Raw genomic sequence first — 24126 nt, 5'->3', positions numbered from 1 at the left:
CTCAGGCGGCCAAGGTGTGGCGTTTGCCAAATAACGCCACACTTCCCACCCCCACCGCCCCCATCACCACGCAATACCCCACGCAGACCCACGGGCTGGTCGGCATCAGCGCGATCAACAGCAGCGGCGTAGTACTCGCCCACAGCGCATAGGCAATGTTGTAGGTGAAGGAAATGCCCGATACCCGCACCTGCGCCGGAAACAGCCCGACCATCACCGACGGCACCGCGCCCACCACGCCGCAGCTCAAGCCTGCCACGGCGTACGCCGCGCCCAGCCACACGCCGCCGCTGATCAGGCTGGCGTACAGGATAAAAATCCCTACCGGCAGCAACAGGCTATAGACCAGCACCGCGCGCCACGCGCCGATGCGGTCCACCAGCAGGCCGGCGAGGACGCAGCCGATATTCAGGAAGACGATGCCCAACGCGCTCAGGGCGAAGGTGTGGCTGGGGCTCATGCCGAAGGTTTTCTGCATCATGGTCGGGGTGATGACCACCAGCACCACCACGGCTGAGGTGAGTACGCAGGTCAGGATCATGGCCGGCAACAGCACGGCGCGATGCTCGCGCAGCACGGTGCGTAATGGCATTTCGGCGGCGGCCTGGCGACGCGCCTGCATTTGGAGGAACACCGGGGTTTCGCTGAGCCAGCGACGCAGCCATACGCCAATCACGCCGAATACGCCGCCGAGCAGGAACGGGAAACGCCAGGCGTAGTCGAGGATTTCGGTGGGGGTGAAGACTTGCGCAAGCAAGGTCGCGGTCAATGCGCCCAGCAGGTAACCGAAGGTCAGGCCCGCTTGCAAAAAGCCCAAGGCGTAGCCGCGATGGTGGCGCGGTGCGTGCTCGGCAACGAAGGTCCAGGCGCTAGGCACTTCGCCGCCCACCGCAGCACCTTGCAGCACGCGCAGTGCCAGCAGGATCAGCGGCGCGAAATAACCGATTTGCGCGTAGGTCGGCATGATGCCGATCAGCAGGCAGGGCAAGGCCATCATCAGGATGCTCAAGCTGAATACGCGCTTGCGCCCCAGGTGGTCGGCAAAGTGCGCCATCAGGATGCCGCCCAGCGGACGGGCGAGGTAGCCGGTGACGAAGATGCCGAAGCTTTGCAACAGGCGCAGCCACTCGGGCATCTCGGGCGGGAAGAACAGTTGGCTGAGGGTCAGCGCAAAGAACACGAAGATAATGAAGTCGTAGATTTCCAGGGCTCCACCCAAGGCGGCCAGGCCCAGGGTTTTGTAGTCGGAGCGGGAAAAACGCTGCGCCCGTGGGGAAAAGGTGGCAGTCATGTGCAGGCTCGGCAGACAAACAAAATGGCGTGCAGGTTATGAGCTGAACCCATTGAAGGCAATCACGACGGATATATTTGTTTTACTCATTGATCGTTGAAGATAACTACATTCCCAAATCAATGGGGGTAGAGGAACATGCCGTAAAACTGCCAAACCCCATAATAAATACAAGAGGAAAGCTTCATGGCCGATGCTATCGAAGAAAGCCGCTACGCTCGATTTGCTCTGCGTTGTTCCAATTTTGCCGAGCGCTGGTTTCCCGACTCCTGGGTGTTTGCCGCCCTCGCGGTGATTATCGTCGCCGTGGCGACCCTGAGCATGGGCGCAGCGCCCGCCGAAGCGGCCAAGGCATTTGGCGCCGGGTTCTGGAGCCTGATCCCGTTCACCATGCAGATGGCGTTTGTGGTGATCGGCGGTTATGTAGTCGCCAGTTCGCCGCCCGCGGTGAAGTTGATCGACCGCTTGGCGCGCATTCCCAAGAACGGTCGTTCGGCGGTAGCCTGGGTGGCGTTGATTTCCATGGTGGCATCGTTGCTCAACTGGGGCTTGTCCCTGGTGTTCGGCGGTTTGCTGGTGCGGGCGTTGGCCCGTCGTACCGATTTGCGCATGGACTACCGCGCCGCCGGCGCTGCGGCATACCTGGGCCTCGGTGCCGTGTGGGCGTTGGGGCTTTCGTCGTCAGCGGCACAGTTGCAGGCCAACCCGGCCAGCTTGCCGCCGTCGATCCTGTCGATCACCGGGATGATCCCGTTCACCGAAACGATCTTCCTGTGGCAATCCGGTGTGCTGCTTCTGGCGCTGATCGTGGTGTCGCTGATCATCGCCTACGCCACCGCGCCAGGCCCCAACAGTGCCCGGGATGCCAAGGCCTGCGGCGTCGACCCGGCCTTTAACCTGACCAAGCCGCAACCGCCGACGCGTCCGGGGGAATGGCTGGAACACAGCCCGTTGCTGACAATCCTGTTGGCATTGCTGGCAGCCGGCTGGCTGTTCCATGAGTTCTCGACCAAGCCGGCGATCAGCGCCATCTCCGGGCTCAACACCTATAACTTCCTGTTCATCATGGTCGGCGCCCTGCTGCACTGGCGCCCGCGCAGCTTCCTCGATGCCGTGGCCCGTGCGGTGCCGACCACCACCGGCGTGCTGATCCAGTTCCCGCTGTACGGCTCGATTGCCGCGCTGATGACGGTGGTCAAGGGCGGTGACGGCCAGACCCTGGCGCACCATATCTCGACGTTCTTCACCTCCATCGCCTCCCACGACACCTACGCGCTGCTGATGGGCGTGTATTCGGCGGTGCTGGGTTTCTTCATCCCATCGGGTGGCGGCAAGTGGATTATCGAGGCGCCCTATGTGATGCAAGTGGCCAATGACCTGCAATACCACCTGGGCTGGGCGGTGCAGATCTACAACGCCGCCGAGGCACTGCCGAACTTGATCAACCCGTTCTATATGCTGCCGCTGCTGGGGGTGTTGGGGCTGAAGGCGCGGGACTTGATCGGGTTTTCGTTTGTGCAGTTGCTGGTGCATACGCCGCTGGTGTTGTTTTTGCTGTGGGCGCTGGGGACGACGTTGAAATATTTGCCGCCTGTGATGCCCTGAATAACGGGTGACCGCAACTGTTGGTAGAACAGCTGCGGTCAAGGATTTACAGGAAGGCGTGCCAATAGATCAGGTAATGCACTCTGTATCGTGTCCCAAACAACATCCAAGTTGATATCGAAGTAACCATGAGCGATTCGGTTGCGCATCGCTCGCATATTGCGCCAAGGAATATGTGAATGGCGTGCCGCGAAGTCCGGATGCTGATCCATGATTTTCGTCGACGCTTCACCAATGATGATCAGGCTCATGACCACAGCTTGTTGTGTTCGCCGGTCCGCCAAAAACGCTTCTTTGCTCAAGCCCTCTAAAAAGTGATAGCGTCAGTGGCAGCTTGCCTTATGTGCTCCAGATAATCCCCTAAGCGATTTTCTGTCATACAGGACGGGCCTCAGCCAACACCTTGGCGCGAAATTTCAAAGGCAAGTCGCCAGGCGTCAACAGGTCGACATTGACGCCTAACAAGTCCTCAAGCTCGACCTGCAACCCGCCAAGATCAAAAAGAGTTGTCCCCGGTGGCGCATCAACCAACAAATCAAGATCACTGCCTTCTTGGTCGGTACCCGTTAATACAGACCCAAATACTCTCGGGTTTGATATTTGGAAATGTCCTATCACTTCTCTGACAGCTGCTCGTTGTAGATCAAGTGCAGTTGAAGGTTTCACGACTCACCTCGGTGGTGTGCATTAGAAGCTCAGTCTAGCAGCGCTTACTGTGTGTAGACACGCTCCGCTCATCACATGTGTGTCTTCGTTCCGTCACATTCCATTGCTACCGTCCTGCGAAATATCTTGCAACATCTCGCCAAGGACTCCCCCCGCAATGAGTGACGAGCACAACGACCGCCCTGCCCCCAACTCTGCCCCCAACACGCCGGTCGACACCAGCCGTCGGCGCTTCCTCGGCGGTGCGGCGGTGTTGGGGGTAGGCGCGACCTTGAGTGCCTGCGGCCATACCAGCGAAGCACCGAGCACACCGGTAGCCCGGCCGCTCACACCCCAGGAGCTGGACAAGGCCTTGAGCGACCAGGTTAAAACCGTGGTGGTGATCTACGCCGAGAACCGCAGCTTCAACAACCTGTTTGCCGATTTCCCCGGGCTTGAAAAACCACTGTCAGCGTTATCTGCCACTGACACCCGGCAGCGCGACCGCGACGGTAGTGTGCTGGCCAGCCTGCCGCCCACATGGGGCGGTGTGTTGCAAGTCGGCCCGCAAACGGTGGACGGAGTGACCTACCCCAGCGGTGTGCAATTCCAGGAAAACCTGCCCAACGCACCGTTTGCCCTCAAGGGCCCGAACGCCGAAGACCTGCCATTGAGCTTGGTGACCCGCGACCTGTGGCACGTGTTCTATCAAAACCAGATGCAGATCAACGGTGGCAAGAACGACGGTTTTGTCGCCTGGGGCGATGCCGGGGGCCTGGTGATGGGCCATTACGCCCAAAGTCGTTATTCCCTGCGCCTGTGGGACGTGGCCAGGGAGTTTGTGCTCTGCGATAACTTTTTCCAGGGCGCATTTGGCGGCTCGTTTCTTAACCACCACTACCTGATCAGCGCCACGGCGCCGGTTTATCCCAATGCCGCGCAGTCGGTGGCCAAGGCGCAGATCGCCACGCTGCAAAGCGATGACCCCACCGACACGCGCCTCAAGCCGCTGGACGCGTCCCCGGCCAGCGCCATGACCGGCCCGCCGCAGTTCGGCCCCAGCGCACTGACCCCGGACGGTTACGCCGTAAACACCCTGGCCCCGCCGTATTGGCCCACCTGGATTCGTGATCCGCAAAACCCGGATTATTCAAAGCCTGACCTGCCCAACGTACTGGTGCCGCAAACCCACGAGCACATTGGCGACAAGCTCTCGAAAAAGAACGTCGACTGGGCCTGGTACGCCGGCGCGTGGCAAGCCACTTTGGAGCAGTTCAAGGACTCAGGCGGTATCCCCAAGATTCCAAACTTCCAGTACCACCACCAGCCGTTCAACTACTTCAAGCAGCAAGGTCCGCAAAACCGTGCGGAACGTGATAAACGCCTGCGCGACGGCGGCTTGGGGGATGAATCAAGCACGAACAAGTTCTTCGCCGATGCCCAGGCCGGCAAGCTGCCGGCCGTTAGTTTCTACAAACCCCAAGGCAACCTGAACATGCACGCCGGTTATGCCGATATCGCCTCGGGTGACCGCCATATCGCCCGCGCCTTGAAGGTGCTGCAAGAAAGCCCGCAGTGGAAAAACATGGTAGTGGTGGTCACCGTCGATGAAAACGGTGGCTGGTGGGACCATGTGGCGCCGCCCAAGGGTGACCGCTGGGGCCCGGGCACGCGGGTGCCGGCCCTGGTGGTGTCGCCGTTTGCGCGCAAAGGCACGGTTGACCACACGGTGTACGACACTGCATCGATCCTGCGTTTGATCACCCGGGTGTTCCAATTGGAGACTCTGGACGGCCTCAAGCAGCGTGACGACGCGATGATCGCCCGCGGCCAGAAGCCCATGGGCGACCTGACCAACGCTTTGCAATTTCACCCGTAGAGGCTTATCCAATAACGACATGCCAGGCGATTTAACACGCGATTTTCCCGGTCAGCCGCTACTGTGTGCAGGTGGGCTTTTATCCCGCGCAGACGGGCGTCGCTGACAAGGAACCAACTATGTTTAAAACGACCAGGCTGTCCTTCACCCTCGCCGCACTGCTGGTGAGTGCGGTCGTACAGGCCGACATCGAGGTGCCTCTGGGCAGTACGCAGCGCGTCACCCAGTTATTCGCATTTCCCAATAACTGCAACGTTATCTGCTTTCGGCCATGGACACTGGAGCAGACCGCTGAGCACTACTTGAACCAGAGCCTGCAGCGTGACGGCTACAGCCGCGCCAGGGTCAGTGTGAAAACTCACGATGGCCAGGTCTGGGCGAATTTCAGCGGCGTACCGGACACCTACGGCCAATCCTTGACCACCTTGCTCAATACCGCCGACCTCGCTTATCAGGGTGCCAGCCGGCTCAACAGCGATGGCAAGTGGGCTTATAACTGGTACCTGTTCCTACCGCTGGGCATGGCCCTGGAGAACCGCAAGAGCATCGAACTGCTGCACTTTCCTCCGGACTACTCGCTCACCCAGGCCCAGGACTACCTGGAGTCGGCCACCACTGACCGCTGGGCGGCCTTGCTTACCGACAACGGCATCCCGGCCAGCGAGACACCGGCTTACCAGACCATCATCGATATCGCGCCCATCGCCGCACCGTCCAATGCAGGCAAGGCTCTTGAGAACGTCTACAGCTACTTCACCGACTATCAGACCCGCATGGTCAAGGAACTGAGCCTGCACGCCAACGGCTCGCTGCCGATGGTGGCGTTCGGCGCGCCGGTGCGCAGTTGGGTCAAGCAACAATACGGTCAGAGCGTAGGCGTGCTGGAGCTGACCCAGATCAGCCCGACACCAGGCACGAGCGTGTCAGTGCTGGGCGCCAACCACCCCAGCTACATCTGGTACGCGGCGGATCCGGCAAGCTATGACGGCGATGAACAAAAGGCCGACGAGGCCGGATTGAAAGTAATGGGGCAGGATTTAAGCGCGGCCTGCTGGCAAGCGGGCATGGGCCAGAAACCCGCCAGCGATGCGAATGTGTTGCTCAAAGCCTGCTTGAATACCTGGCAGGTCACACGCAAGGAGCAGACCTGTGAGCTGTTCTTTACCTCGGTGCGCAACCTGACCCCGGAGCAGGCCAATACCAAGTGCGCCACACCAATTATCAAGGCGCAATTGAAGCAGCTGAAAAACGCCGCACCGCCCCCCACCGTTACCTCTCCCGCGCTTTAACGCGAACCCGCGGTTTCTACTGTCAGATCTGACAGTAGAAACCGGCTTCAACTTCGGCGAGTCTTGGCTTGCGCCCACTTGCTGCAAGACTGGCAGTCAGAACACCCCAGATCCATGCAGCCCAATTCAGGAGAGTGATGAAGACTCAAGCCATGGATAAGGCTAAAACGGCAGTGAATGACTGCCTCTACCCCTTTGAGACGCTGCAGGTGGAACAGGGTTACCCCTCGACCGCACAATTCAAGGTCGTGCGATACCCTAATGGCAAGCGGGGTGGCATCAAGGCTCGCATCGACTTTGACAGTCGAGTACGCATCGCTCTGGTTTCAGGCTACGCAGTCAGCGAGCGCCGGGCGCATACGCTGCAACTGTCGCCGCGTATTCACTTGTACGATAGGTGGTTCTGCGGCCTGATACGGCACTCCTGCAAGCCGAACGTGCTCCTGGACACCACGTACATGGAACTATGGACCCTGAACACCATTACCGCAGGCAGCCTGCTGACCCTGGATTACGCCATTACTGAAGACGCGCTTTACCGGCAGTTCGCTTGCCATTGCGGCGAGCTGAACTGCCGGGGCTGGATCACCGGCAGCAAAGAGCCGTTGAACGCCCAGGGCCTGGCCTGGTGGCGTGAAAACAAACGGCCCTAGGCTTCGCCCAACGGACGCAGGCGGTATTGCGGCGGCAGTTGCTCGAAGCCACTGATGGTGGTGTTCAAGCTCTTCCAGCGACCGTCCTTGATGCCGTAGATGCAGCCATGGATCGACAGGCTCTGCCCACGATGCCAGGCATTTTGCACAATGCTGGTGTGACCGACATTGGCCACCTGCTGGATCACATTGAGTTCACACATGCGGTCAACGCGTTCTTCTTCAGTTGGCAGTTGAGCCAGCAGTTCGCGGTTCTCGTAGTAGAGATCACGAATAGTGCGCAGCCAGCCGTCGATCAGGCCGAACTGGCGGTCCTGCATCGACGCACGCACGCCGCCGCAACCATAGTGCCCCGTGACGAGGATGTGTTTGACCTTGAGCACGTCCACCGCGTACTGAATCACCGACAGGCAATTAAGGTCGGTGTGCAGCACCACGTTAGCCACGTTGCGGTGCACGAACAGATCACCGGGCAACATGCCGACGATCTCATTGGCCGGCACCCGCGCGTCGGAGCAACCGATCCAAAGGTATTCCGGGGTTTGCTGGCGGGCGAGCTTGGCGAAGAATTCGGGATCTTCCTGTTTGATCGCATCCGCCCAGCGTTCGTTGTTATCAAGCAGGTCTTGTAGTTCGTTCATCAGGGAAAGCCTCAGGAATGATGCGCAGTTTTGTGACTGACAACCCCTCGTCCGGGTCACGCCGAGTGTTAATTAGCTTGAATCTTTAGGACGCAGCGCCTGTCCACACACTATAAGCCCCACAGTATGAGGATTGGCCATGACTGAATCACGACGTCCCTACGGCGCAACCCAGCCGGAACCGATCGACGACAACGAAGACCGCATGGGTTCGATGCGCGAGCTGGATTTTGACGAAGAGGACCAGACAGCGGAAATCGGCGATGAAATCCCGCGTGGCGAGCGCAAGCACCTGATGCCCGACGAACGGGTGCGAGAGGCCGGGATGACCGGGGCCTCGACCGCTGATCATGAATCAACCGATGATGATATGAGCCCGGAAACGCTGATTCACGAGGATGGCGCGCGGGATGCCAGGGAAGCAGGTGAAGATAACCCGGCGGATTTTGACCTGAGTATCGTCGACGAGGACGAAATTGGCGGCGGCAATGGCCTGGATGAGGCCGAGCTGGCCGATATTGACCCTGTAGACGGTAACCGCTGAAAAAACGCGGTTCAACATGTGGGAGGGGGCTTGCTCCCGATGGCGGTGTGTCAGGCACTTAATAAGTCACTGCCCCATCGCTTTCGGGAGCAAGCCCCCTCCCACATTGGTCTGTGTGTTCAGTCGACCAGGGTGCAGGCCATCACGACTGCATCTTCGCGGCCACCGACCGCCGGGTAATAATCCCGGCGACGGCCAATCTCATTGAAGCCATAGCGCTCATATAACCGAAACGCCCCGGTATTGCTGTCCCGCACTTCCAGGAAGCATTCCCGCGCGCTGGCCGCGTAGGCACGAGACATCAGGTGCTCCAGCAGCGCCAGACCCAATCCGCGCCCCTGGTTTTCCGGCTTGACGGTAATGTTCAGCAAATGCGCTTCATCGAGAATGATCTGCACCACCCCATGGCCCACTTGCTGCTCGCCTTCGAACATCAGCCAGATCTGGTACTTGCCCAGCCCGTCGAGAAAGATCCCTCGCGTCCAGGGATGGCTGAACGCTGCGTATTCGATTTTCAGCACCGCGTCGAGGTCGGCCTCGGTCATCGGGCGGAAGGATAAAGCCTCACTCATCAGTTGTTTTCCAGCGCGCCATCAGCCGGCGCATGGCTTGCCAGACATCAGCCTTACGCTGTGGCTCTTCCATTAATAATTCCAGACCCGGCAGGGCCCATACCGAACCCAGGCTGTCGACCTGCAGTTCGCGGTACCAGGCCTCGGCATTGGCTTCACCGGCAAACCGCACGGCAGGCAAGCCGATCAGCCACAGGCACACGCAGGGTTCGTCTTCCAGACGCGCCGAGACAAAGCCCTGGACAAAATCCCGCGCAGCTTCCGGGCCCTGATCCATGGTGCCGCGTACCAGCAGCGGCCAGCGCACCGGCTCACCGATGATTTGCGGGCTGTCGGGCAGGCCGGCGGCGCGCAGCATGTCCTTGAGCAGCAGGTAGGCCGGGTCGCGCGACTGGAAGCGCTCGCCGGTGGGCAGCTCCACCAGCAACAGGCAACGCCCGGCCCGCAGCAATTGCAGGGCAAAGCGGGGCGGCGGCACTACCGGTGCCTTGACCACCGACGCAGCCTCCTCCACCACCTTGGCAGCCTTGGTCACCGGCGCAGGGCGTGGCACTTCGATCTTTGCCCGTTCGACCGCCGGGCGTGTTTCGACTGGGGGCTTGACCACCGCCACAGGCGCGGCCGCCTCTTCCCCTGACGACTCGAACGCCTCATAGGGCTCAAGCGCCTGCAACAACTCGGCCCGAGATGGCGCGGCAAACGGCAGTTCGGTGCGGGGCAGCCAGTTGACCACCTGCATGGCGGTCAAGTAAGCGCGACGTCGGGACTCGATAAGCACAGCTCGGCCACTTGTGGATAAGTAAAGAGCGGGGATTCTACCGCTGTTCGGCAACAATCGCCCACTGCGCACTGACCGGCTGTGGATAAATCCCGCGTCTGATGCAGTACAATCGCGACTTTTAATCGCCAACCAGCCGGCCATTCCCATGATCGAACCCAAGCGCGTCCTGCGCGCCCTCGCCGAACACTGGGCCTTACTTGAGCCTCTGTGCGAACACTTCGACCAAGGCACCCTGAGCCTGAGCGAGCTGCGCGCACAATTGGCCGCCCAACAACTGGACAGCACGCCCCAGGACATTACCAGCCTGCTGGACGTGTGGATTCGCCTGGATATCCTGGTACCTGTCGCCAAGAGCCCGAACCGTTTCGAGCTCAACGCGCAGATCCACGACTTCCTCGCTTATCTTCGCAAGGAGCACCGGCTTGGCCTGTGCCTGGAAATCGAAGCCTACCTGCGCCACCTCGAGCGTCTGGCCGGTTATATCCAGGACGCCTTCGACATCCGCGACGGCCATGACCTGGCCCGGCAACTACGCTTGCTGGATATGCGCGTGCGCGACGTGCTGAAAAAGCTTGCCAACGACGAACAGGCCCTCGCCGCCGTGGCCGATCGCGCCAAGACCAGCGACCGCCAGATCCCGTTGCGCCAGCGCTACGCCGAGGTGTTGGCAACCTGGGACGAATACGTCGAGCCGATGATCCAGTTGGTGAACGCTGACGGCGCCTTCGAGCAAGGCGTGCGCAAGGTGGAAAACGTGCTGCTGCGCATGCTCACCGAGCAACAGCGTCTTGGCCACCTGGTGGACGACGACATGCTGCTGCGCACCCACGCGCGCATCCTCGAAATGCAGACCAGCGCCCAGCTGACCTTGCGCCATGCGCGCGAGCTGCTGTTGCCGCTGCGCGAAGAAGCACGCCGGCATAACGCAGTGACTCGCGGCGCTGCGCTGGCCTTGTCGGCGATTCGCCGTAAAGGCCTGGACGCGGTGCCGCAAGCGGCGATGCCGATGTTCACCCGACCGCAAAGCACCTTCCTGGGCAGCGCCAGCCAGGTCGAGGCTTATGTGTATGCCCTGGCCAATTTCGAGCCGAAACCGGCGCGATTCCCCAAGGCGCACAAATCCCACAAGGGCGAGGCCCCGCGCGCCCCGCGTACGGTCAAGGAAATGCTCGAACGTTGCGAAGACGCCCTGCCGATGCCGGACCTGATGACCTGGCTGCTGGAGCAGGAGCCGGACGGCGCCACCGACGAATTGCTGTACTGGTTCTCACGCCTGTCCCGGGAAAAACGCTTCAAGCGCGAGCGCCTGGAACGTCGCGATTACCACACCCACGAGCATCAGGTCAGCCTGCGCTCCTTCGCCCTGCTCCCGGCCGGCGTTGACGCCACCGAGAATTCTGCGAGCACCCCTTATGCATCTTGATCTATCCGAACTGTCCCAGCTGGCGCCGATTTTTCGCGAGCTGTTCAAGGGTTACCACGTCAGCCGCCGCGACCCGGAGCTGTACGCGCAGCTGTCGAACTTCCAGGACCAGTACCGCACGCTGTTCAAGGCCTTGGGCTTTGAGCTGGTATGCGATACCCGCGGTTTCTACTACTTCGTCCCGGACACCGCCGTGGCTGCCGCGCAGGTCAACAAGACCGCCCAGCGCCTGGCCTTGTTTACCTTCATTATCGTCGAGCACCTGGCCGACCAGGGCCGCGACCCGGTTGCCGTGCTCGACGGCGGCAGCCTGGGGCGCGACGAATTGCCTTCGTTGCTGGAGAAGTACCGCGACCTGTTTATCCAGGCCGAAGTGCAGACCCAGGAAGAGCTCGAAGAAAAAATCATGCGTCGCATGACCCAACTCGGTTTTGCCAGCGAAGACAACGGTATCTACCGCTTCCTGCCACCAATGCACCGTTTCCTCGACGTGTGCCTGTCGGTGCAGCAGGACCGCGACCTCGCCGCCAGCGTGCACAGCGTATTGCCGCTGCCGGTGCCAGTGATCATCGACGAAGACAGCGATGAAAAACTGCTGAAGACCGATGACCCGCTGGACCTTAGCGCCTTCGATGAGGAAAGCGAAGAAGACGCCCTGGCCCGAGCCATTGCCGAAGAACAGGAAACCGACGTATGAGTAAGGAACGTTACGGCATCCGCCGCTTCGCCCTATTGAACACCGCCGGTTACAGCCTGGGCTTGTTCCCGCTGGAAGAGCCGCTGTCGGTGTATGGCGCGAACAACCTGGGTAAATCCGCATCCATCAACGCCTTGCAGTTCCCGATCCTGGCGCGCATGTCGGACATGAGTTTCGGCAAGTACACGCTGGAACAATCGCGGCGCTTCTACTTTGCCACCGACACCAGCTACATCCTGGTAGAAGTCTCCCTGCCCCACGGCCCGCACGTCATCGGCGTGGTCGGACGCGGGCCGGGCGGTGGTTTCGGTCACCAGTTCTTTGCCTATGCGGGCAAGCTGGACCTGGCTCATTACCAGAAAAACGACACCTGCCTGCGTCAGAAAGAGCTGTTTACCAACCTTGAGCGCGAGGGCCTCAAAGCCTACGAACTCAAGCCTGATGAACTGCGGCGCTTGCTGGTGGGCGGCCATACGTCGATCCCGCTGGACCTGACCCTGATCCCGCTGCGCTCCACCAGCGAACAGAGCTTGAAGACGTTCCGTGCGTTGTTTATCAACCTGCTGCACATGCGCGAAATCACCGCGGCCAAGCTCAAGCAACTGTTCCTCGACGCGTTCGAACACAGCTTGCGTTCAGGCAGTGTCGACTACATCGCTGCGTGCGAAGAAGCCTTCCGTGATGTACGACGCATGGAGCAGGACTACAACTCCCTGGTCGCCGCCGGGCCGTTGGTTGAAGCCTTGGCCAATGGCGTAAAACAACGCGACGCCTTGCGCGGCAAACTGCACCGCCTGTCACCGCTGCTGGATTCGTTGCTGGGCACCTGGTCGGACTACGCCAGTGCACGCAAGGAAGAGCTGACCATCCAGGCCGAGCACTACCGCAACGAGCAGGACGCGCTGCAGAACGACCAGCGTGGCGGTACTCAGGAACTGATGCGTCTGGAGCGGGAGATCAGCGGTATCCAGCGTTGGCTGGGCGAGCTGTCGGTACTCAAGCATCGCTTTGCCCTGGTGGATGACGTCAAGGTGCTGGAGCAACAGTTGCTCGCCGCCAAAGACGCCCACGATGAACTGGCGGGCGCATTGGCGCAGTCGCGACAGTTCAGCGCCGAGGACCTGGACGAGCGTCTGCGCGACCTGGAAAAGCGCTTGAAGTCGGTCAGGCAGCAACTCGATCACGCCGACAACAACAGCTATGCCAAGCTGCGCGAGGAGTTCTCGCAACAGGATGTCGAACGTCTGATGCGCCTGTTCAACAGCTCGTTGTTCAGCCTGCCTCTGGGTGAGCACGGCATCACGCTGGACGAGGACGGCCAGTGGGTCAAATCCCTGGAGCAGATCCTCGATGGCTTCAAGGGCGAGCGCTTTGAAGTGCCGGGGCTGTCCATCGACATCTCGCACATCGAGCCGCCTGCGTTGCAGGCCCTGGCCGACCGCGCCGCCTTGCGCGACCAGAAGGAGCGCCTGGAAAAAGAACTCAAGCAACTCAAAACCCAGCAGGCCGTAGCGTCCGACCGCGCGGCGAGCAAGACCCAGACCGAAGCGCTGTATCAGCAGGTGCTGGATGCTCAGAAGGCATTGGAAGATTTCCGCCGCACCCAGACCCTGAGTGCAGAAGAAGGCGAGAAGCTGGAAAACCTGGCGCAAATGGAAGCCGCCCAGGATGAGCTGAAGCGCTCCAGCGATGCCTTTACCGAGCGCGTCCAGCAATTGTCGGCCAAGCTGCAACTGGTCGGCCGCCAGATCGGCGATATGGAAGCCAAGCAACGCACGCTGGATGATGCGTTGCGTCGTCGTCAGCTGTTGCCGGCGGACCTGCCGTTCGGCACGCCGTTCATGGACCCGGTCGACGACTCCATGGACAACTTGCTGCCACTGCTCAATGACTACCAGGATAGCTGGCAGGGCTTGCTGCGCGCCGACGGCCAGATCGAAGCCTTGTACGCCCAGGTGCGCCTCAAGGGTGTGGCCAAGTTCGACAGCGAAGATGACATGGAGCGTCGCCTGCAGCTGCTGATCAACGCCTATGCGCACCGCACCGACGAAGCGTTGACGCTGGGCAAGGCACGCCGAGCAGCGGTGACCGATATCGCCCGTACCCTGCGCAATATCCGTAGCGATTACGACAGCCTTGAACACCAGTTGGCGCTGTTCAACCGCGAGATCAACAAACGCCAGGTCTCCAACCTGCAGAGCTTTCGCATCGTGCTGGCGCCGAACAAGGAAGCCCTCAAGCATATCGACCAGATCATCCACAGTGCTGGCCAGTATGAAGAAGGCGAAACGCTGTCGGTGTTCGACCTCAGCCAGAGCGCCGAGCAGGACAACAAGAACGAAGAGGCCAAGGAATACCTGGCGCGCCTCGTTGCGGCCAACCATAACCAGCTGGGCCTCAAGGACTTGTTCGAACTGGCGTTCGAGATCACCAAGGTGCACGGTCAGCCGGTGATTCATACCGACATCGATGGCGCCGCGTCCAACGGCACCACCATGACCATCAAGGCGCTGACCAACATGTATCTGTTGCTGCACTTGATGGACCGCGACCAGGCCGGCCGTGTGCGTTTGCCGTATTACCTCGATGAAGCGGCAGACATCGATGAGAAGAACCAGGCTGCCTTGCTGGAAACCAGCTTGCAACTGGGCTTCGTGCCGATCCTGGCCAGCGTGAAGCCGCAGGTTTCCGCCCAGGTGGCGATCGACCTGGAAGGCGGCAGCGGGCCGAACGGAATCTACATTGATGAGGCGGACTGGAAATACATCCGTCGCCATGATGTGGTGAAGGCGACGATGAATGTGCAAGCCGATGAGCCGGAGCTGGATGAGGTCTGACGCGTTGCGCTGACATGCAAAAAGGCCGCGATCTTTTGGATCACGGCCTTTTTTTCGGCTTGGGATTTGCGGTGTGTTTGTGGGCCTCATCGCGGGCAAGCCCGGCTCCCATAGTTAGAATGCATACTTGCCGAAAATGCATATCCCTGTGGGAGCCGGGCTTGCTCGCGAAGGCCGCGCATCGGTTTATTTACCGAGTGGAATCTTGGGCGCCCAGGTCAGCCACTCATCTTCAAACTTATCGAACAACGGGAAGGTCTGCTGTGGCCGTGCCGGGTTGCCCATGCGCTCGCCATCTGGCGTGGCAAAGGCGATACCGCCGGCCACCAAAGTCTCCAGGGACTCGGTGCGCACCGTCGCGCCCTTGAACAGGCCAAAGTCGAGACCGAAGCCGCTGGTGTTCCAGAAGCGACTGCCACTGCGTACCAAGGGGGCGTACTTGGGCTCGATCAGGATATGCACCAGCACACGGTCGGCGGTCTGGCCCAGCTCATAGCCGATGACCTTGCCCACGGTGACTTCACGGTAAGTGACCGGCACGCCTCCTTTGAGCGAACCACGGCGAGCGGCGCTGAGTGTCAGGCTCAGGCCTTGCTCCTGATGGACAGCCTCCGGTGGCTGATCCAGTGCAACAAAGTTTTTTTGCGGCCCGGCATTTTTCACCGCCGGCTGCACCTCGATGTATTGCCCGGTGACCAGGGTTTCAAGATTGGAGGTCTTCATCAGGCCCAGCTCCGGCTTGACCACCCAGAACTGGCTGCCTGCGCGGGCGATACGATCAGCTACCTGAGTGATACGGGCGCGCAGCAATACAGACTGCATGTCGGCGCTGAGGTCGACGCTCTCGACCTTGCCAACATCCAGACCTTTGAAGCGTACGGCTGTACCGGGGCGCAGGCCGTCGGCACGATCGACCTTGATCGTCACCAGGGTGCCATGCTGATTCGCGGCGTCACGGTCGGCGAACAAACGGAAGCGCGGGATACGGTGCTTCAGGGGAACGTTGGGCTCCGGTGTTTCGAAGGCGATACCGCCGGCCATCAGGCTGGCCAGGGATTCGCTTTTGACCTGGATGCCACCGGTGAGCCCACCAGTGAGAGTGACACCGCTGGCGTTCCAGAAACGTGTCGAGCCGTTGACCAGGCCTTCATACTCTTTCTCGATATGAACGCCGATCACGAGTTGCTTCTTCTTGCGTGAAAACTGGTAGCTCTGCACCGAACCCACCTTGACCTGTTTGTACAGAATCGGGCTGCCGACATCCAGCGAGCCCAGGTTGTCGGTGAGCAGCACCATGTGCAGGCCGGGGGAGCGCAGGTCCAACGGCGGCGCCTTGGCGCGGGCCACATACTCACGTTGTGGCGGGGTGCCTTTGTCACCCGGGCGGATCGCGATGTAGTTACCTTTGACCAGTGCTTCCAGGCCGGTGATGCCTGCCAGGGAGATGGACGGCTTGACCACCCAGAATTGCGTGTCCTGGACCAGGTAGTCTTCGGCCAAAGGATCAAGGGTCAACTCGGCGCTGGCGCTGGACAGGTCCGGGTCGATCTTCAAGGTTTTCAGGCTACCAACCTGGATGCCTTTGTACATGACCGGGGTACGCCCGGCCTGGAGGCCTTCGAAATCGGTGAGTTTGACCTTGACCTTGATGCCGGCTGCGGCGGCATCGAAGTCCTCGTACAGGCGAAAAGGCAGGCTCGGGTCGGTGGGTGGGCTGTCTTGGCGATTCTCCGGCGTGGCGAAGGCGATACCACCGGCCACGATGCTTGAAAGCGATTCGCTGCGCACCTTCACCCCGGAGAGGTTGGCGTCGATGCTGATGCCGCTGGCGTTCCAGAAACGCGTGTGCTTGCGCACCAGGCTGGCGTAGGTCGGCTCGATATAAACCTTGATCTCGACGATGCTCTGGTCTTCGGACAACAGATAGCTTTTGACCTGGCCGACCTGAATCTGCTTGTAGAACACCGGGCTGCCACGGTTCAGCGAGCCCAGGCGGTCGGCCTTGAGCGTCAGGTGCAGGCCCGGCTTGGCGTCGGATAACGGTGGTTCTTCAGACAGCGCCTTGAACTTGCGCGTGGGCTCACCATCGCCCGGGCTGGCGGCGATGTAGTTACCCGAAACCAGGGTCTCCAGGCCCGTGATGCCGGCGAGGCTGACGCTGGGCTTGACCAACCAGAAGCGGGTGTTTGTCCTCAGATACTGCTCTACATCCTTGTTCATCTCGATGGTGGCGATCACCCCGCGATTACTGCCTTCGTCATCCAGGGCCAGGGTCTTGACCTTGCCGACGGTCATGCCTTTGTAGACGACCTCAGTCTTGTTGACTTGAATACCCTCGCCGCTCTCAAAGCGAACCTGAATCTCAAGACCTTGCTGGGAGTAGGCGCGCCACCCCAGCCAGCCACCGATGATCAGGGCAATCAGGGGCAACACCCAAATAGCCGACCAATTGGAGGCCGGGCGGGTTTTAGCTTTAGGCAAATCACTCATGGTCGTCGTCCGACTCCGTGTTATCCCAAATCAGTCGGGGATCGAAAGTTACTGCGGCAAGCATCGTCAAGATCACCACACTGGCGAACGCTGCAGCGCCGAGATTGGCCTCGACACTGGCAAGTCGCCCAAAGTTAACGACCGCCACCAGGATGGCGATCACGAAGATATCCAGCATGGACCAGCGGCCAATGAATTCGATAAAACGGTACATCACAATGCGTTGTTGCGCAGACAGCGGTTGGTGACGCTGCACCGAAAACAGCAACAGGCCGATGCCTACCAACTTGAATGTCGGCACCAGGATACTGGCGATGAACACCACGGCGGCGATAGGAAACATGCCGTGCTGCACCAGTTGGATCACACCCGCCATGATGGTACTCGGGTCACCTTGGCCGAGGGAGTTGACGGTCATGATGGGTAACAGGTTGGCGGGGATATACAAGATCGCTGCGGTGATCAGCAATGCCCAGGTACGGGTGAGGCTATTGGGGCGACGCGCATGGATCAACGCGCCGCAACGGGTACAGAGTTGCTCTTCGGTATCCGCTTCCTGCTTGTTCAATTCATGGCATTCGGTACAAATCAGAATGCCTGCATCAATCGCCCGCATGGTCATCCTCTCCTGACAGTGCTTGCCAGATCTGATGGGGCGACATGACCACCTCAAGCAGAACTTGAACCATTAATAAACTGACGAAGCAGACCAGACCCAGGCCGATCGTGATGGAGGCCATGTCGGCGAGCTTTACGATCGCCACCAATACGCCCATCAAGTAGACCTCCAGCATCCCCCAATCCTTCATATGGTGGTAGATGCGGTACAACAACAGCCCGTAACTGCGACCGATGTTCCAGCGGATGCTGAGCAACACTGCCAATTGGCAGAGCAGCTTGAGCAAGGGGATCCCCATGCTGCACAAGAACACAACGGCAGCAACGCCTTGCATACCGGTATCGAATAAGCCAACAACGCCGCTCCATACGGTGTCCTCCGAGGACTGCCCGAGTAGATTGAGCTGCATGATGGGCAAAAAGTTCGCCGGGATGTAAAGCAGCAGGGCCGCAAGTACTAAAGCAAGGCTCCGCTCGACCACATTGTGGCGGTGAGCGTACAACTCGTAGCCACAGCGTGGGCACTGGGCCTTTTCGCCAAGGGCGAGCGTTGGTTTACGCATCAGCAAGTCGCACTCATGGCATGCCACCAGCTCGTCCAGTGGTAAATCCGATACCTCAACGGCATCAACCAGATCGGGCATAGATAGGGCTCTGACTCTAAAAATAGTTAGGCGGCTATTCTAGTGCTCTGGCTCGGAAATAACTGTGCAATTTTGTCGGGCGATTGAGAGACGCCAGCGGTACGGGCAAGGGCAGACGCTTTTCGACCGCCCAAAACAAAACCCCTGTTTGCGTTAGCAAACAGGGGTTCTGGAATTTAATCTTGACGATGACCTACTCTCACATGGGGAAACCCCACACTACCATCGGCGATGCATCGTTTCACTGCTGAGTTCGGGATGGGATCAGGTGGTTCCAATGCTCTATGGTCGTCAAGAAATTCGGGTACTGAGTCGCGACCAGTTGGTCTCGCTTCAGCAAATTGGGTATGTGACAGCTTTCGGTGTTTTGTGAGCGTCGAACTTTCGGTTCATTGCGTCTTCACACACCGCAATCTGATGCTCTTTCGAGAAACAAATTGCTTGGGTGTTATATGGTCAAGCCTCACGGGCAATTAGTATTGGTTAGCTCAACGCCTCACAGCGCTTACACACCCAACCTATCAACGTCGTAGTCTTCGACGGCCCTTCAGGGAACTCAAGGTTCCAGTGAGATCTCATCTTGAGGCTAGTTTCCCGCTTAGATGCTTTCAGCGGTTATCTATTCCGAACATAGCTACCCGGCAATGCCACTGGCGTGACAACCGGAACACCAGAGGTTCGTCCACTCCGGTCCTCTCGTACTAGGAGCAGCCCCTCTCAAATCTCAAACGTCCACGGCAGATAGGGACCGAACTGTCTCACGACGTTCTAAACCCAGCTCGCGTACCACTTTAAATGGCGAACAGCCATACCCTTGGGACCGGCTTCAGCCCCAGGATGTGATGAGCCGACATCGAGGTGCCAAACACCGCCGTCGATATGAACTCTTGGGCGGTATCAGCCTGTTATCCCCGGAGTACCTTTTATCCGTTGAGCGATGGCCCTTCCATACAGAACCACCGGATCACTAAGACCTACTTTCGTACCTGCTCGACGTGTCTGTCTCGCAGTCAAGCGCGCTTTTTGCCTTTATACTCTACGACCGATTTCCGACCGGTCTGAGCGCACCTTCGTACTCCTCCGTTACTCTTTAGGAGGAGACCGCCCCAGTCAAACTACCCACCATACACTGTCCTCGATCCGGATAACGGACCTGAGTTAGAACCTCAAAGTTGCCAGGGTGGTATTTCAAGGTTGGCTCCACGCAGACTGGCGTCCACGCTTCAAAGCCTCCCACCTATCCTACACAAGCAAATTCAAAGTCCAGTGCAAAGCTATAGTAAAGGTTCACGGGGTCTTTCCGTCTAGCCGCGGATACACTGCATCTTCACAGCGATTTCAATTTCACTGAGTCTCGGGTGGAGACAGCGCCGCCATCGTTACGCCATTCGTGCAGGTCGGAACTTACCCGACAAGGAATTTCGCTACCTTAGGACCGTTATAGTTACGGCCGCCGTTTACCGGGGCTTCGATCAAGAGCTTCGCGTTAGCTAACCCCATCAATTAACCTTCCGGCACCGGGCAGGCGTCACACCCTATACGTCCACTTTCGTGTTTGCAGAGTGCTGTGTTTTTAATAAACAGTCGCAGCGGCCTGGTATCTTCGACCGGCATGAGCTTACGGAGCAAGTCCTTCACCCTCACCGGCGCACCTTCTCCCGAAGTTACGGTGCCATTTTGCCTAGTTCCTTCACCCGAGTTCTCTCAAGCGCCTTGGTATTCTCTACCCAACCACCTGTGTCGGTTTGGGGTACGGTTCCTGGTTACCTGAAGCTTAGAAGCTTTTCTTGGAAGCATGGCATCAACCACTTCGTTAACTAAAAGTTAACTCGTCATCAGCTCTCGGCCTTAGAATCCCGGATTTACCTAAGATTCCAGCCTACCACCTTAAACTTGGACAACCAACGCCAAGCTGGCCTAGCCTTCTCCGTCCCTCCATCGCAATAACCAGAAGTACAGGAATATTAACCTGTTTTCCATCGACTACGCTTTTCAGCCTCGCCTTAGGGACCGACTAACCCTGCGTCGATTAACGTTGCGCAGGAAACCTTGGTCTTTCGGCGTGGGTGTTTTTCACACCCATTGTCGTTACTCATGTCAGCATTCGCACTTCTGATACCTCCAGCAAGCTTCTCAACTCACCTTCACAGGCTTACAGAACGCTCCTCTACCGCATCACTTACGTGATACCCGTAGCTTCGGTGTATGGTTTGAGCCCCGTTACATCTTCCGCGCAGGCCGACTCGACTAGTGAGCTATTACGCTTTCTTTAAAGGGTGGCTGCTTCTAAGCCAACCTCCTAGCTGTCTAAGCCTTCCCACATCGTTTCCCACTTAACCATAACTTTGGGACCTTAGCTGACGGTCTGGGTTGTTTCCCTTTTCACGACGGACGTTAGCACCCGCCGTGTGTCTCCCATGCTCGGCACTTGTAGGTATTCGGAGTTTGCATCGGTTTGGTAAGTCGGGATGACCCCCTAGCCGAAACAGTGCTCTACCCCCTACAGTGATACATGAGGCGCTACCTAAATAGCTTTCGAGGAGAACCAGCTATCTCCGAGCTTGATTAGCCTTTCACTCCGATCCACAGGTCATCCGCTAACTTTTCAACGGTAGTCGGTTCGGTCCTCCAGTTAGTGTTACCCAACCTTCAACCTGCCCATGGATAGATCGCCCGGTTTCGGGTCTATTCCCAGCGACTAGACGCCCTATTAAGACTCGCTTTCGCTACGCCTCCCCTATTCGGTTAAGCTCGCCACTGAAAATAAGTCGCTGACCCATTATACAAAAGGTACGCAGTCACCCAACAAAGTGGGCTCCCACTGCTTGTACGCATACGGTTTCAGGATCTATTTCACTCCCCTCTCCGGGGTTCTTTTCGCCTTTCCCTCACGGTACTAGTTCACTATCGGTCAGTCAGTAGTATTTAGCCTTGGAGGATGGTCCCCCCATATTCAGACAAAGTTTCTCGTGCTCCGTCCTACTCGATTTCATGACTAAGAGATTTTCGCGTACAGGGCTATCACCCACTATGGCCGCACTTTCCAGAGCGTTCCGCTAATCTCAAAGCCACTTAAGGGCTAGTCCCCGTTCGCTCGCCACTACTAAGGGAATCTCGGTTGATTTCTTTTCCTCAGGGTACTTAGATGTTTCAGTTCCCCTGGTTCGCCTCTTGCACCTATGTATTCAGTACAAGATAACCATCTTATGATGGCTGGGTTCCCCCATTCAGACATCTCCGGATCAAAGTCTGTTTGCCGACTCCCCGAAGCTTTTCGCAGGCTACCACGTCTTTCATCGCCTCTGACTGCCAAGGCATCCACCGTATGCGCTTCTTCACTTGACCATATAACCCCAAGCAATCTGGTTATACTGTGAAGACAACATTCGCCGAAAATTCGAATTTCTCGATTAAGAGAACTCACAAATTTTACCTTAGCCTGATCCGTTACCAGTGAAAGTAACGTTCAGTCTATCTTTCTATCACATACCCAAGTTTTTAAAGAACGAACTAGTCAAAGACTAGAAATCAACATTCACCATCACAACGATGGAATGCTCATTTCTAAGCTTTATACAAACAGAAGCAGTAGTGGTGGAGCCAAACGGGATCGAACCGTTGACCTCCTGCGTGCAAGGCAGGCGCTCTCCCAGCTGAGCTATGGCCCCGTATTTCTACAGGCGTTTCCCACACAAAATTGGTGGGTCTGGGCAGATTCGAACTGCCGACCTCACCCTTATCAGGGGTGCGCTCTAACCAACTGAGCTACAGACCCAATTTCGGGCTGCTTCTTTCGTCTTCTTCAATGAATCAAGCAATTCGTGTGGGAACTTATGGAGCAGCTGATGTCGTCGATTAAGGAGGTGATCCAGCCGCAGGTTCCCCTACGGCTACCTTGTTACGACTTCACCCCAGTCATGAATCACACCGTGGTAACCGTCCTCCCGAAGGTTAGACTAGCTACTTCTGGTGCAACCCACTCCCATGGTGTGACGGGCGGTGTGTACAAGGCCCGGGAACGTATTCACCGCGACATTCTGATTCGCGATTACTAGCGATTCCGACTTCACGCAGTCGAGTTGCAGACTGCGATCCGGACTACGATCGGTTTTATGGGATTAGCTCCACCTCGCGGCTTGGCAACCCTCTGTACCGACCATTGTAGCACGTGTGTAGCCCAGGCCGTAAGGGCCATGATGACTTGACGTCATCCCCACCTTCCTCCGGTTTGTCACCGGCAGTCTCCTTAGAGTGCCCACCATGACGTGCTGGTAACTAAGGACAAGGGTTGCGCTCGTTACGGGACTTAACCCAACATCTCACGACACGAGCTGACGACAGCCATGCAGCACCTGTCTCAATGTTCCCGAAGGCACCAATCTATCTCTAGAAAGCTCATTGGATGTCAAGGCCTGGTAAGGTTCTTCGCGTTGCTTCGAATTAAACCACATGCTCCACCGCTTGTGCGGGCCCCCGTCAATTCATTTGAGTTTTAACCTTGCGGCCGTACTCCCCAGGCGGTCAACTTAATGCGTTAGCTGCGCCACTAAAAGCTCAAGGCTTCCAACGGCTAGTTGACATCGTTTACGGCGTGGACTACCAGGGTATCTAATCCTGTTTGCTCCCCACGCTTTCGCACCTCAGTGTCAGTATTAGTCCAGGTGGTCGCCTTCGCCACTGGTGTTCCTTCCTATATCTACGCATTTCACCGCTACACAGGAAATTCCACCACCCTCTACCATACTCTAGTCAGTCAGTTTTGAATGCAGTTCCCAGGTTGAGCCCGGGGATTTCACATCCAACTTAACAAACCACCTACGCGCGCTTTACGCCCAGTAATTCCGATTAACGCTTGCACCCTCTGTATTACCGCGGCTGCTGGCACAGAGTTAGCCGGTGCTTATTCTGTCGGTAACGTCAAAATTGCAGAGTATTAATCTACAACCCTTCCTCCCAACTTAAAGTGCTTTACAATCCGAAGACCTTCTTCACACACGCGGCATGGCTGGATCAGGCTTTCGCCCATTGTCCAATATTCCCCACTGCTGCCTCCCGTAGGAGTCTGGACCGTGTCTCAGTTCCAGTGTGACTGATCATCCTCTCAGACCAGTTACGGATCGTTGCCTTGGTGAGCCATTACCCCACCAACTAGCTAATCCGACCTAGGCTCATCTGATAGCGCAAGGCCCGAAGGTCCCCTGCTTTCTCCCGTAGGACGTATGCGGTATTAGCGTCCGTTTCCGAACGTTATCCCCCACTACCAGGCAGATTCCTAGGCATTACTCACCCGTCCGCCGCTCTCAAGAGAAGCAAGCTTCTCTCTACCGCTCGACTTGCATGTGTTAGGCCTGCCGCCAGCGTTCAATCTGAGCCATGATCAAACTCTTCAGTTCAAACATCTTTGGGTTTTTAAGAAACCCTAAACTTGGCTCAGCAATCGTTGGTTACATCTTTGATCTCGCGGAGTAACTTGTGATGCTGATAATCTTGTTGACTATCAGTCTGACTCCACAAGCA

16 protein-coding genes, 2 tRNA genes, 3 rRNA genes and 1 pseudogene are annotated in these 24126 nt (G+C 58.2%); 8 read left to right on the top strand and 14 right to left on the bottom strand.

The genetic code is table 11. The features are described 5' to 3' along the window. Position 1: 1 nt before the first annotated feature. Positions 2-1291, bottom strand: coding sequence for an MFS transporter (locus PSEBG33_RS23330; RefSeq protein ID WP_005784531.1), 1290 nt, complete (start codon positions 1289-1291; stop codon positions 2-4). Positions 1292-1477: 186 nt separating this feature from the next. Here PSEBG33_RS23330 and PSEBG33_RS23335 point away from each other — a divergent pair, with 186 nt between their 5' ends. Further along, positions 1478-2896 (top strand): short-chain fatty acid transporter, encoded by a 1419-nt coding sequence (locus tag PSEBG33_RS23335; protein ID WP_005784528.1) that lies wholly within the window; start codon positions 1478-1480, stop codon positions 2894-2896. A 38-nt stretch (positions 2897-2934) separates the two neighbouring features. On the opposite strand, the pseudogene PSEBG33_RS28395 reads toward PSEBG33_RS23335, so the two are convergent. Beyond that, positions 2935-3275, bottom strand: a pseudogene (locus PSEBG33_RS28395) (DUF86 domain-containing protein). Continuing rightward, on the bottom strand, positions 3272-3562 hold the full coding sequence (locus tag PSEBG33_RS28390) for a nucleotidyltransferase family protein (RefSeq protein WP_005784525.1): 291 nt from the start codon (positions 3560-3562) through the stop codon (positions 3272-3274). Before PSEBG33_RS28390 ends, PSEBG33_RS28395 begins: the two are co-directional and overlap by 4 nt. A gap of 157 nt (positions 3563-3719) precedes the next feature. Here PSEBG33_RS28390 and acpA point away from each other — a divergent pair, with 157 nt between their 5' ends. From acpA to PSEBG33_RS23350, 3 genes are all read left to right on the top strand, one after another. Further along, complete coding sequence (gene acpA / locus PSEBG33_RS23340; protein WP_005784523.1) at positions 3720-5420, top strand: acid phosphatase; 1701 nt, start codon at positions 3720-3722, stop codon at positions 5418-5420. Positions 5421-5539: 119 nt separating this feature from the next. Further along, positions 5540-6709, top strand: a complete 1170-nt coding sequence (locus PSEBG33_RS23345; RefSeq protein ID WP_005784521.1) for a hypothetical protein — start codon at positions 5540-5542, stop codon at positions 6707-6709. Positions 6710-6846: 137 nt separating this feature from the next. Continuing rightward, a complete protein-coding gene (locus tag PSEBG33_RS23350; protein ID WP_005784520.1) occupies positions 6847-7362 on the top strand; it encodes a hypothetical protein in 516 nt (171 codons plus the stop codon). Here PSEBG33_RS23350 and can read toward each other — a convergent pair. Next, positions 7359-8003 (bottom strand): carbonate dehydratase, encoded by a 645-nt coding sequence (gene can / locus PSEBG33_RS23355; RefSeq protein ID WP_005784518.1) that lies wholly within the window; start codon positions 8001-8003, stop codon positions 7359-7361. The genes PSEBG33_RS23350 and can overlap by 4 nt on opposite strands. Before the next feature lie 139 nt (positions 8004-8142). On the opposite strand from can, the gene PSEBG33_RS23360 reads away from it, so the two are divergent. Next, positions 8143-8547, top strand: coding sequence for a hypothetical protein (locus PSEBG33_RS23360; RefSeq protein ID WP_005784516.1), 405 nt, complete (start codon positions 8143-8145; stop codon positions 8545-8547). 119 nt (positions 8548-8666) lie between these two features. Here the strand turns inward: PSEBG33_RS23360 and rimI are convergent, their stop codons facing one another. Together rimI and PSEBG33_RS23370 are read right to left on the bottom strand one after the other, a co-directional pair. Next, on the bottom strand, positions 8667-9119 hold the full coding sequence (gene rimI / locus PSEBG33_RS23365; protein ID WP_005784514.1) for a ribosomal protein S18-alanine N-acetyltransferase: 453 nt from the start codon (positions 9117-9119) through the stop codon (positions 8667-8669). After that, on the bottom strand, positions 9112-9858 hold the full coding sequence (locus tag PSEBG33_RS23370) for a hypothetical protein (protein ID WP_005784509.1): 747 nt from the start codon (positions 9856-9858) through the stop codon (positions 9112-9114). The genes rimI and PSEBG33_RS23370 overlap by 8 nt, the downstream gene beginning before the upstream one ends. A gap of 187 nt (positions 9859-10045) precedes the next feature. Here PSEBG33_RS23370 and mksB point away from each other — a divergent pair, with 187 nt between their 5' ends. Genes mksB through mksF form a run of 3 tightly spaced genes read left to right on the top strand, consistent with a single transcriptional unit; the run spans position 10046 to position 14857 of the window. Beyond that, complete coding sequence (gene mksB, locus PSEBG33_RS23375; RefSeq protein ID WP_005784507.1) at positions 10046-11323, top strand: Mks condensin complex protein MksB; 1278 nt, start codon at positions 10046-10048, stop codon at positions 11321-11323. Further along, positions 11313-12020 carry an Mks condensin complex protein MksE gene (mksE, locus tag PSEBG33_RS23380; protein ID WP_005784505.1) on the top strand — a complete coding sequence of 236 codons (708 nt, stop codon included), beginning with the start codon at positions 11313-11315 and terminating at the stop codon, positions 12018-12020. Before mksB ends, mksE begins: the two co-directional genes overlap by 11 nt. Further along, positions 12017-14857 carry an Mks condensin complex protein MksF gene (mksF, locus tag PSEBG33_RS23385; protein WP_005784503.1) on the top strand — a complete coding sequence of 947 codons (2841 nt, stop codon included), beginning with the start codon at positions 12017-12019 and terminating at the stop codon, positions 14855-14857. Before mksE ends, mksF begins: the two co-directional genes overlap by 4 nt. A 186-nt stretch (positions 14858-15043) precedes the next feature. Here the strand turns inward: mksF and PSEBG33_RS23390 are convergent, their stop codons facing one another. The 8 genes from PSEBG33_RS23390 to PSEBG33_RS23425 form a co-directional block, all read right to left on the bottom strand. Further along, a complete protein-coding gene (locus PSEBG33_RS23390) occupies positions 15044-17347 on the bottom strand; it encodes a PqiB family protein (RefSeq protein WP_005784500.1) in 2304 nt (767 codons plus the stop codon). Further along, the gene (locus tag PSEBG33_RS23395; RefSeq protein WP_005784498.1) at positions 17340-17963 is read right to left on the bottom strand and encodes a paraquat-inducible protein A; all 624 of its coding nucleotides are present in this window, start codon (positions 17961-17963) and stop codon (positions 17340-17342) included. The genes PSEBG33_RS23390 and PSEBG33_RS23395 overlap by 8 nt, the downstream gene beginning before the upstream one ends. Beyond that, positions 17950-18609 (bottom strand): paraquat-inducible protein A, encoded by a 660-nt coding sequence (locus tag PSEBG33_RS23400; RefSeq protein WP_005784496.1) that lies wholly within the window; start codon positions 18607-18609, stop codon positions 17950-17952. The genes PSEBG33_RS23395 and PSEBG33_RS23400 overlap by 14 nt, the downstream gene beginning before the upstream one ends. A 180-nt stretch (positions 18610-18789) precedes the next feature. After that, positions 18790-18905, bottom strand: a 5S ribosomal RNA gene (rrf, locus tag PSEBG33_RS23405). A gap of 156 nt (positions 18906-19061) precedes the next feature. Next, positions 19062-21954, bottom strand: a 23S ribosomal RNA gene (locus PSEBG33_RS23410). Between the two features lie 247 nt (positions 21955-22201). After that, positions 22202-22277: transfer RNA gene (locus tag PSEBG33_RS23415), tRNA-Ala, on the bottom strand. Between the two features lie 30 nt (positions 22278-22307). Beyond that, positions 22308-22384, bottom strand: a tRNA-Ile gene (locus tag PSEBG33_RS23420). Positions 22385-22465: 81 nt separating this feature from the next. Beyond that, positions 22466-24002, bottom strand: a 16S ribosomal RNA gene (locus tag PSEBG33_RS23425). Together the 16S, 23S and 5S rRNA genes with 2 tRNA genes alongside form the textbook arrangement of a ribosomal RNA operon. Positions 24003-24126: the final 124 nt, after the last annotated feature.

This window comes from Pseudomonas synxantha BG33R, from assembly GCF_000263715.2.
Taxonomy (GTDB): domain Bacteria; phylum Pseudomonadota; class Gammaproteobacteria; order Pseudomonadales; family Pseudomonadaceae; genus Aquipseudomonas; species Aquipseudomonas synxantha_A.
The sequence above is the reverse complement of the archived record's forward strand: the minus strand, read 5'-3'. Positions and strand labels throughout refer to the sequence as shown.

What these genes read in the sequence shown, in the direction of transcription:
- mksF (WP_005784503.1), top strand. Translation starts at nt 12,017, where the DNA reads ATGAGTAAGGAACGTTACGGCATCCGCCGCTTCGCCCTATTGAACACC.
- PSEBG33_RS23395 (WP_005784498.1), bottom strand. Translation starts at nt 17,963, where the DNA reads ATGCGGGCGATTGATGCAGGCATTCTGATTTGTACCGAATGCCATGAA.
- mksE (WP_005784505.1), top strand. Translation starts at nt 11,313, where the DNA reads ATGCATCTTGATCTATCCGAACTGTCCCAGCTGGCGCCGATTTTTCGC.
- PSEBG33_RS23360 (WP_005784516.1), top strand. Translation starts at nt 8,143, where the DNA reads ATGACTGAATCACGACGTCCCTACGGCGCAACCCAGCCGGAACCGATC.
- PSEBG33_RS23345 (WP_005784521.1), top strand. Translation starts at nt 5,540, where the DNA reads ATGTTTAAAACGACCAGGCTGTCCTTCACCCTCGCCGCACTGCTGGTG.
- PSEBG33_RS23400 (WP_005784496.1), bottom strand. Translation starts at nt 18,609, where the DNA reads ATGCCCGATCTGGTTGATGCCGTTGAGGTATCGGATTTACCACTGGAC.
- mksB (WP_005784507.1), top strand. Translation starts at nt 10,046, where the DNA reads ATGATCGAACCCAAGCGCGTCCTGCGCGCCCTCGCCGAACACTGGGCC.
- PSEBG33_RS23390 (WP_005784500.1), bottom strand. Translation starts at nt 17,347, where the DNA reads ATGAGTGATTTGCCTAAAGCTAAAACCCGCCCGGCCTCCAATTGGTCG.
- acpA (WP_005784523.1), top strand. Translation starts at nt 3,720, where the DNA reads ATGAGTGACGAGCACAACGACCGCCCTGCCCCCAACTCTGCCCCCAAC.
- rimI (WP_005784514.1), bottom strand. Translation starts at nt 9,119, where the DNA reads ATGAGTGAGGCTTTATCCTTCCGCCCGATGACCGAGGCCGACCTCGAC.
- PSEBG33_RS23370 (WP_005784509.1), bottom strand. Translation starts at nt 9,858, where the DNA reads ATGCAGGTGGTCAACTGGCTGCCCCGCACCGAACTGCCGTTTGCCGCG.
- PSEBG33_RS23350 (WP_005784520.1), top strand. Translation starts at nt 6,847, where the DNA reads ATGAAGACTCAAGCCATGGATAAGGCTAAAACGGCAGTGAATGACTGC.
- PSEBG33_RS23335 (WP_005784528.1), top strand. Translation starts at nt 1,478, where the DNA reads ATGGCCGATGCTATCGAAGAAAGCCGCTACGCTCGATTTGCTCTGCGT.
- can (WP_005784518.1), bottom strand. Translation starts at nt 8,003, where the DNA reads ATGAACGAACTACAAGACCTGCTTGATAACAACGAACGCTGGGCGGAT.
- PSEBG33_RS23330 (WP_005784531.1), bottom strand. Translation starts at nt 1,291, where the DNA reads ATGACTGCCACCTTTTCCCCACGGGCGCAGCGTTTTTCCCGCTCCGAC.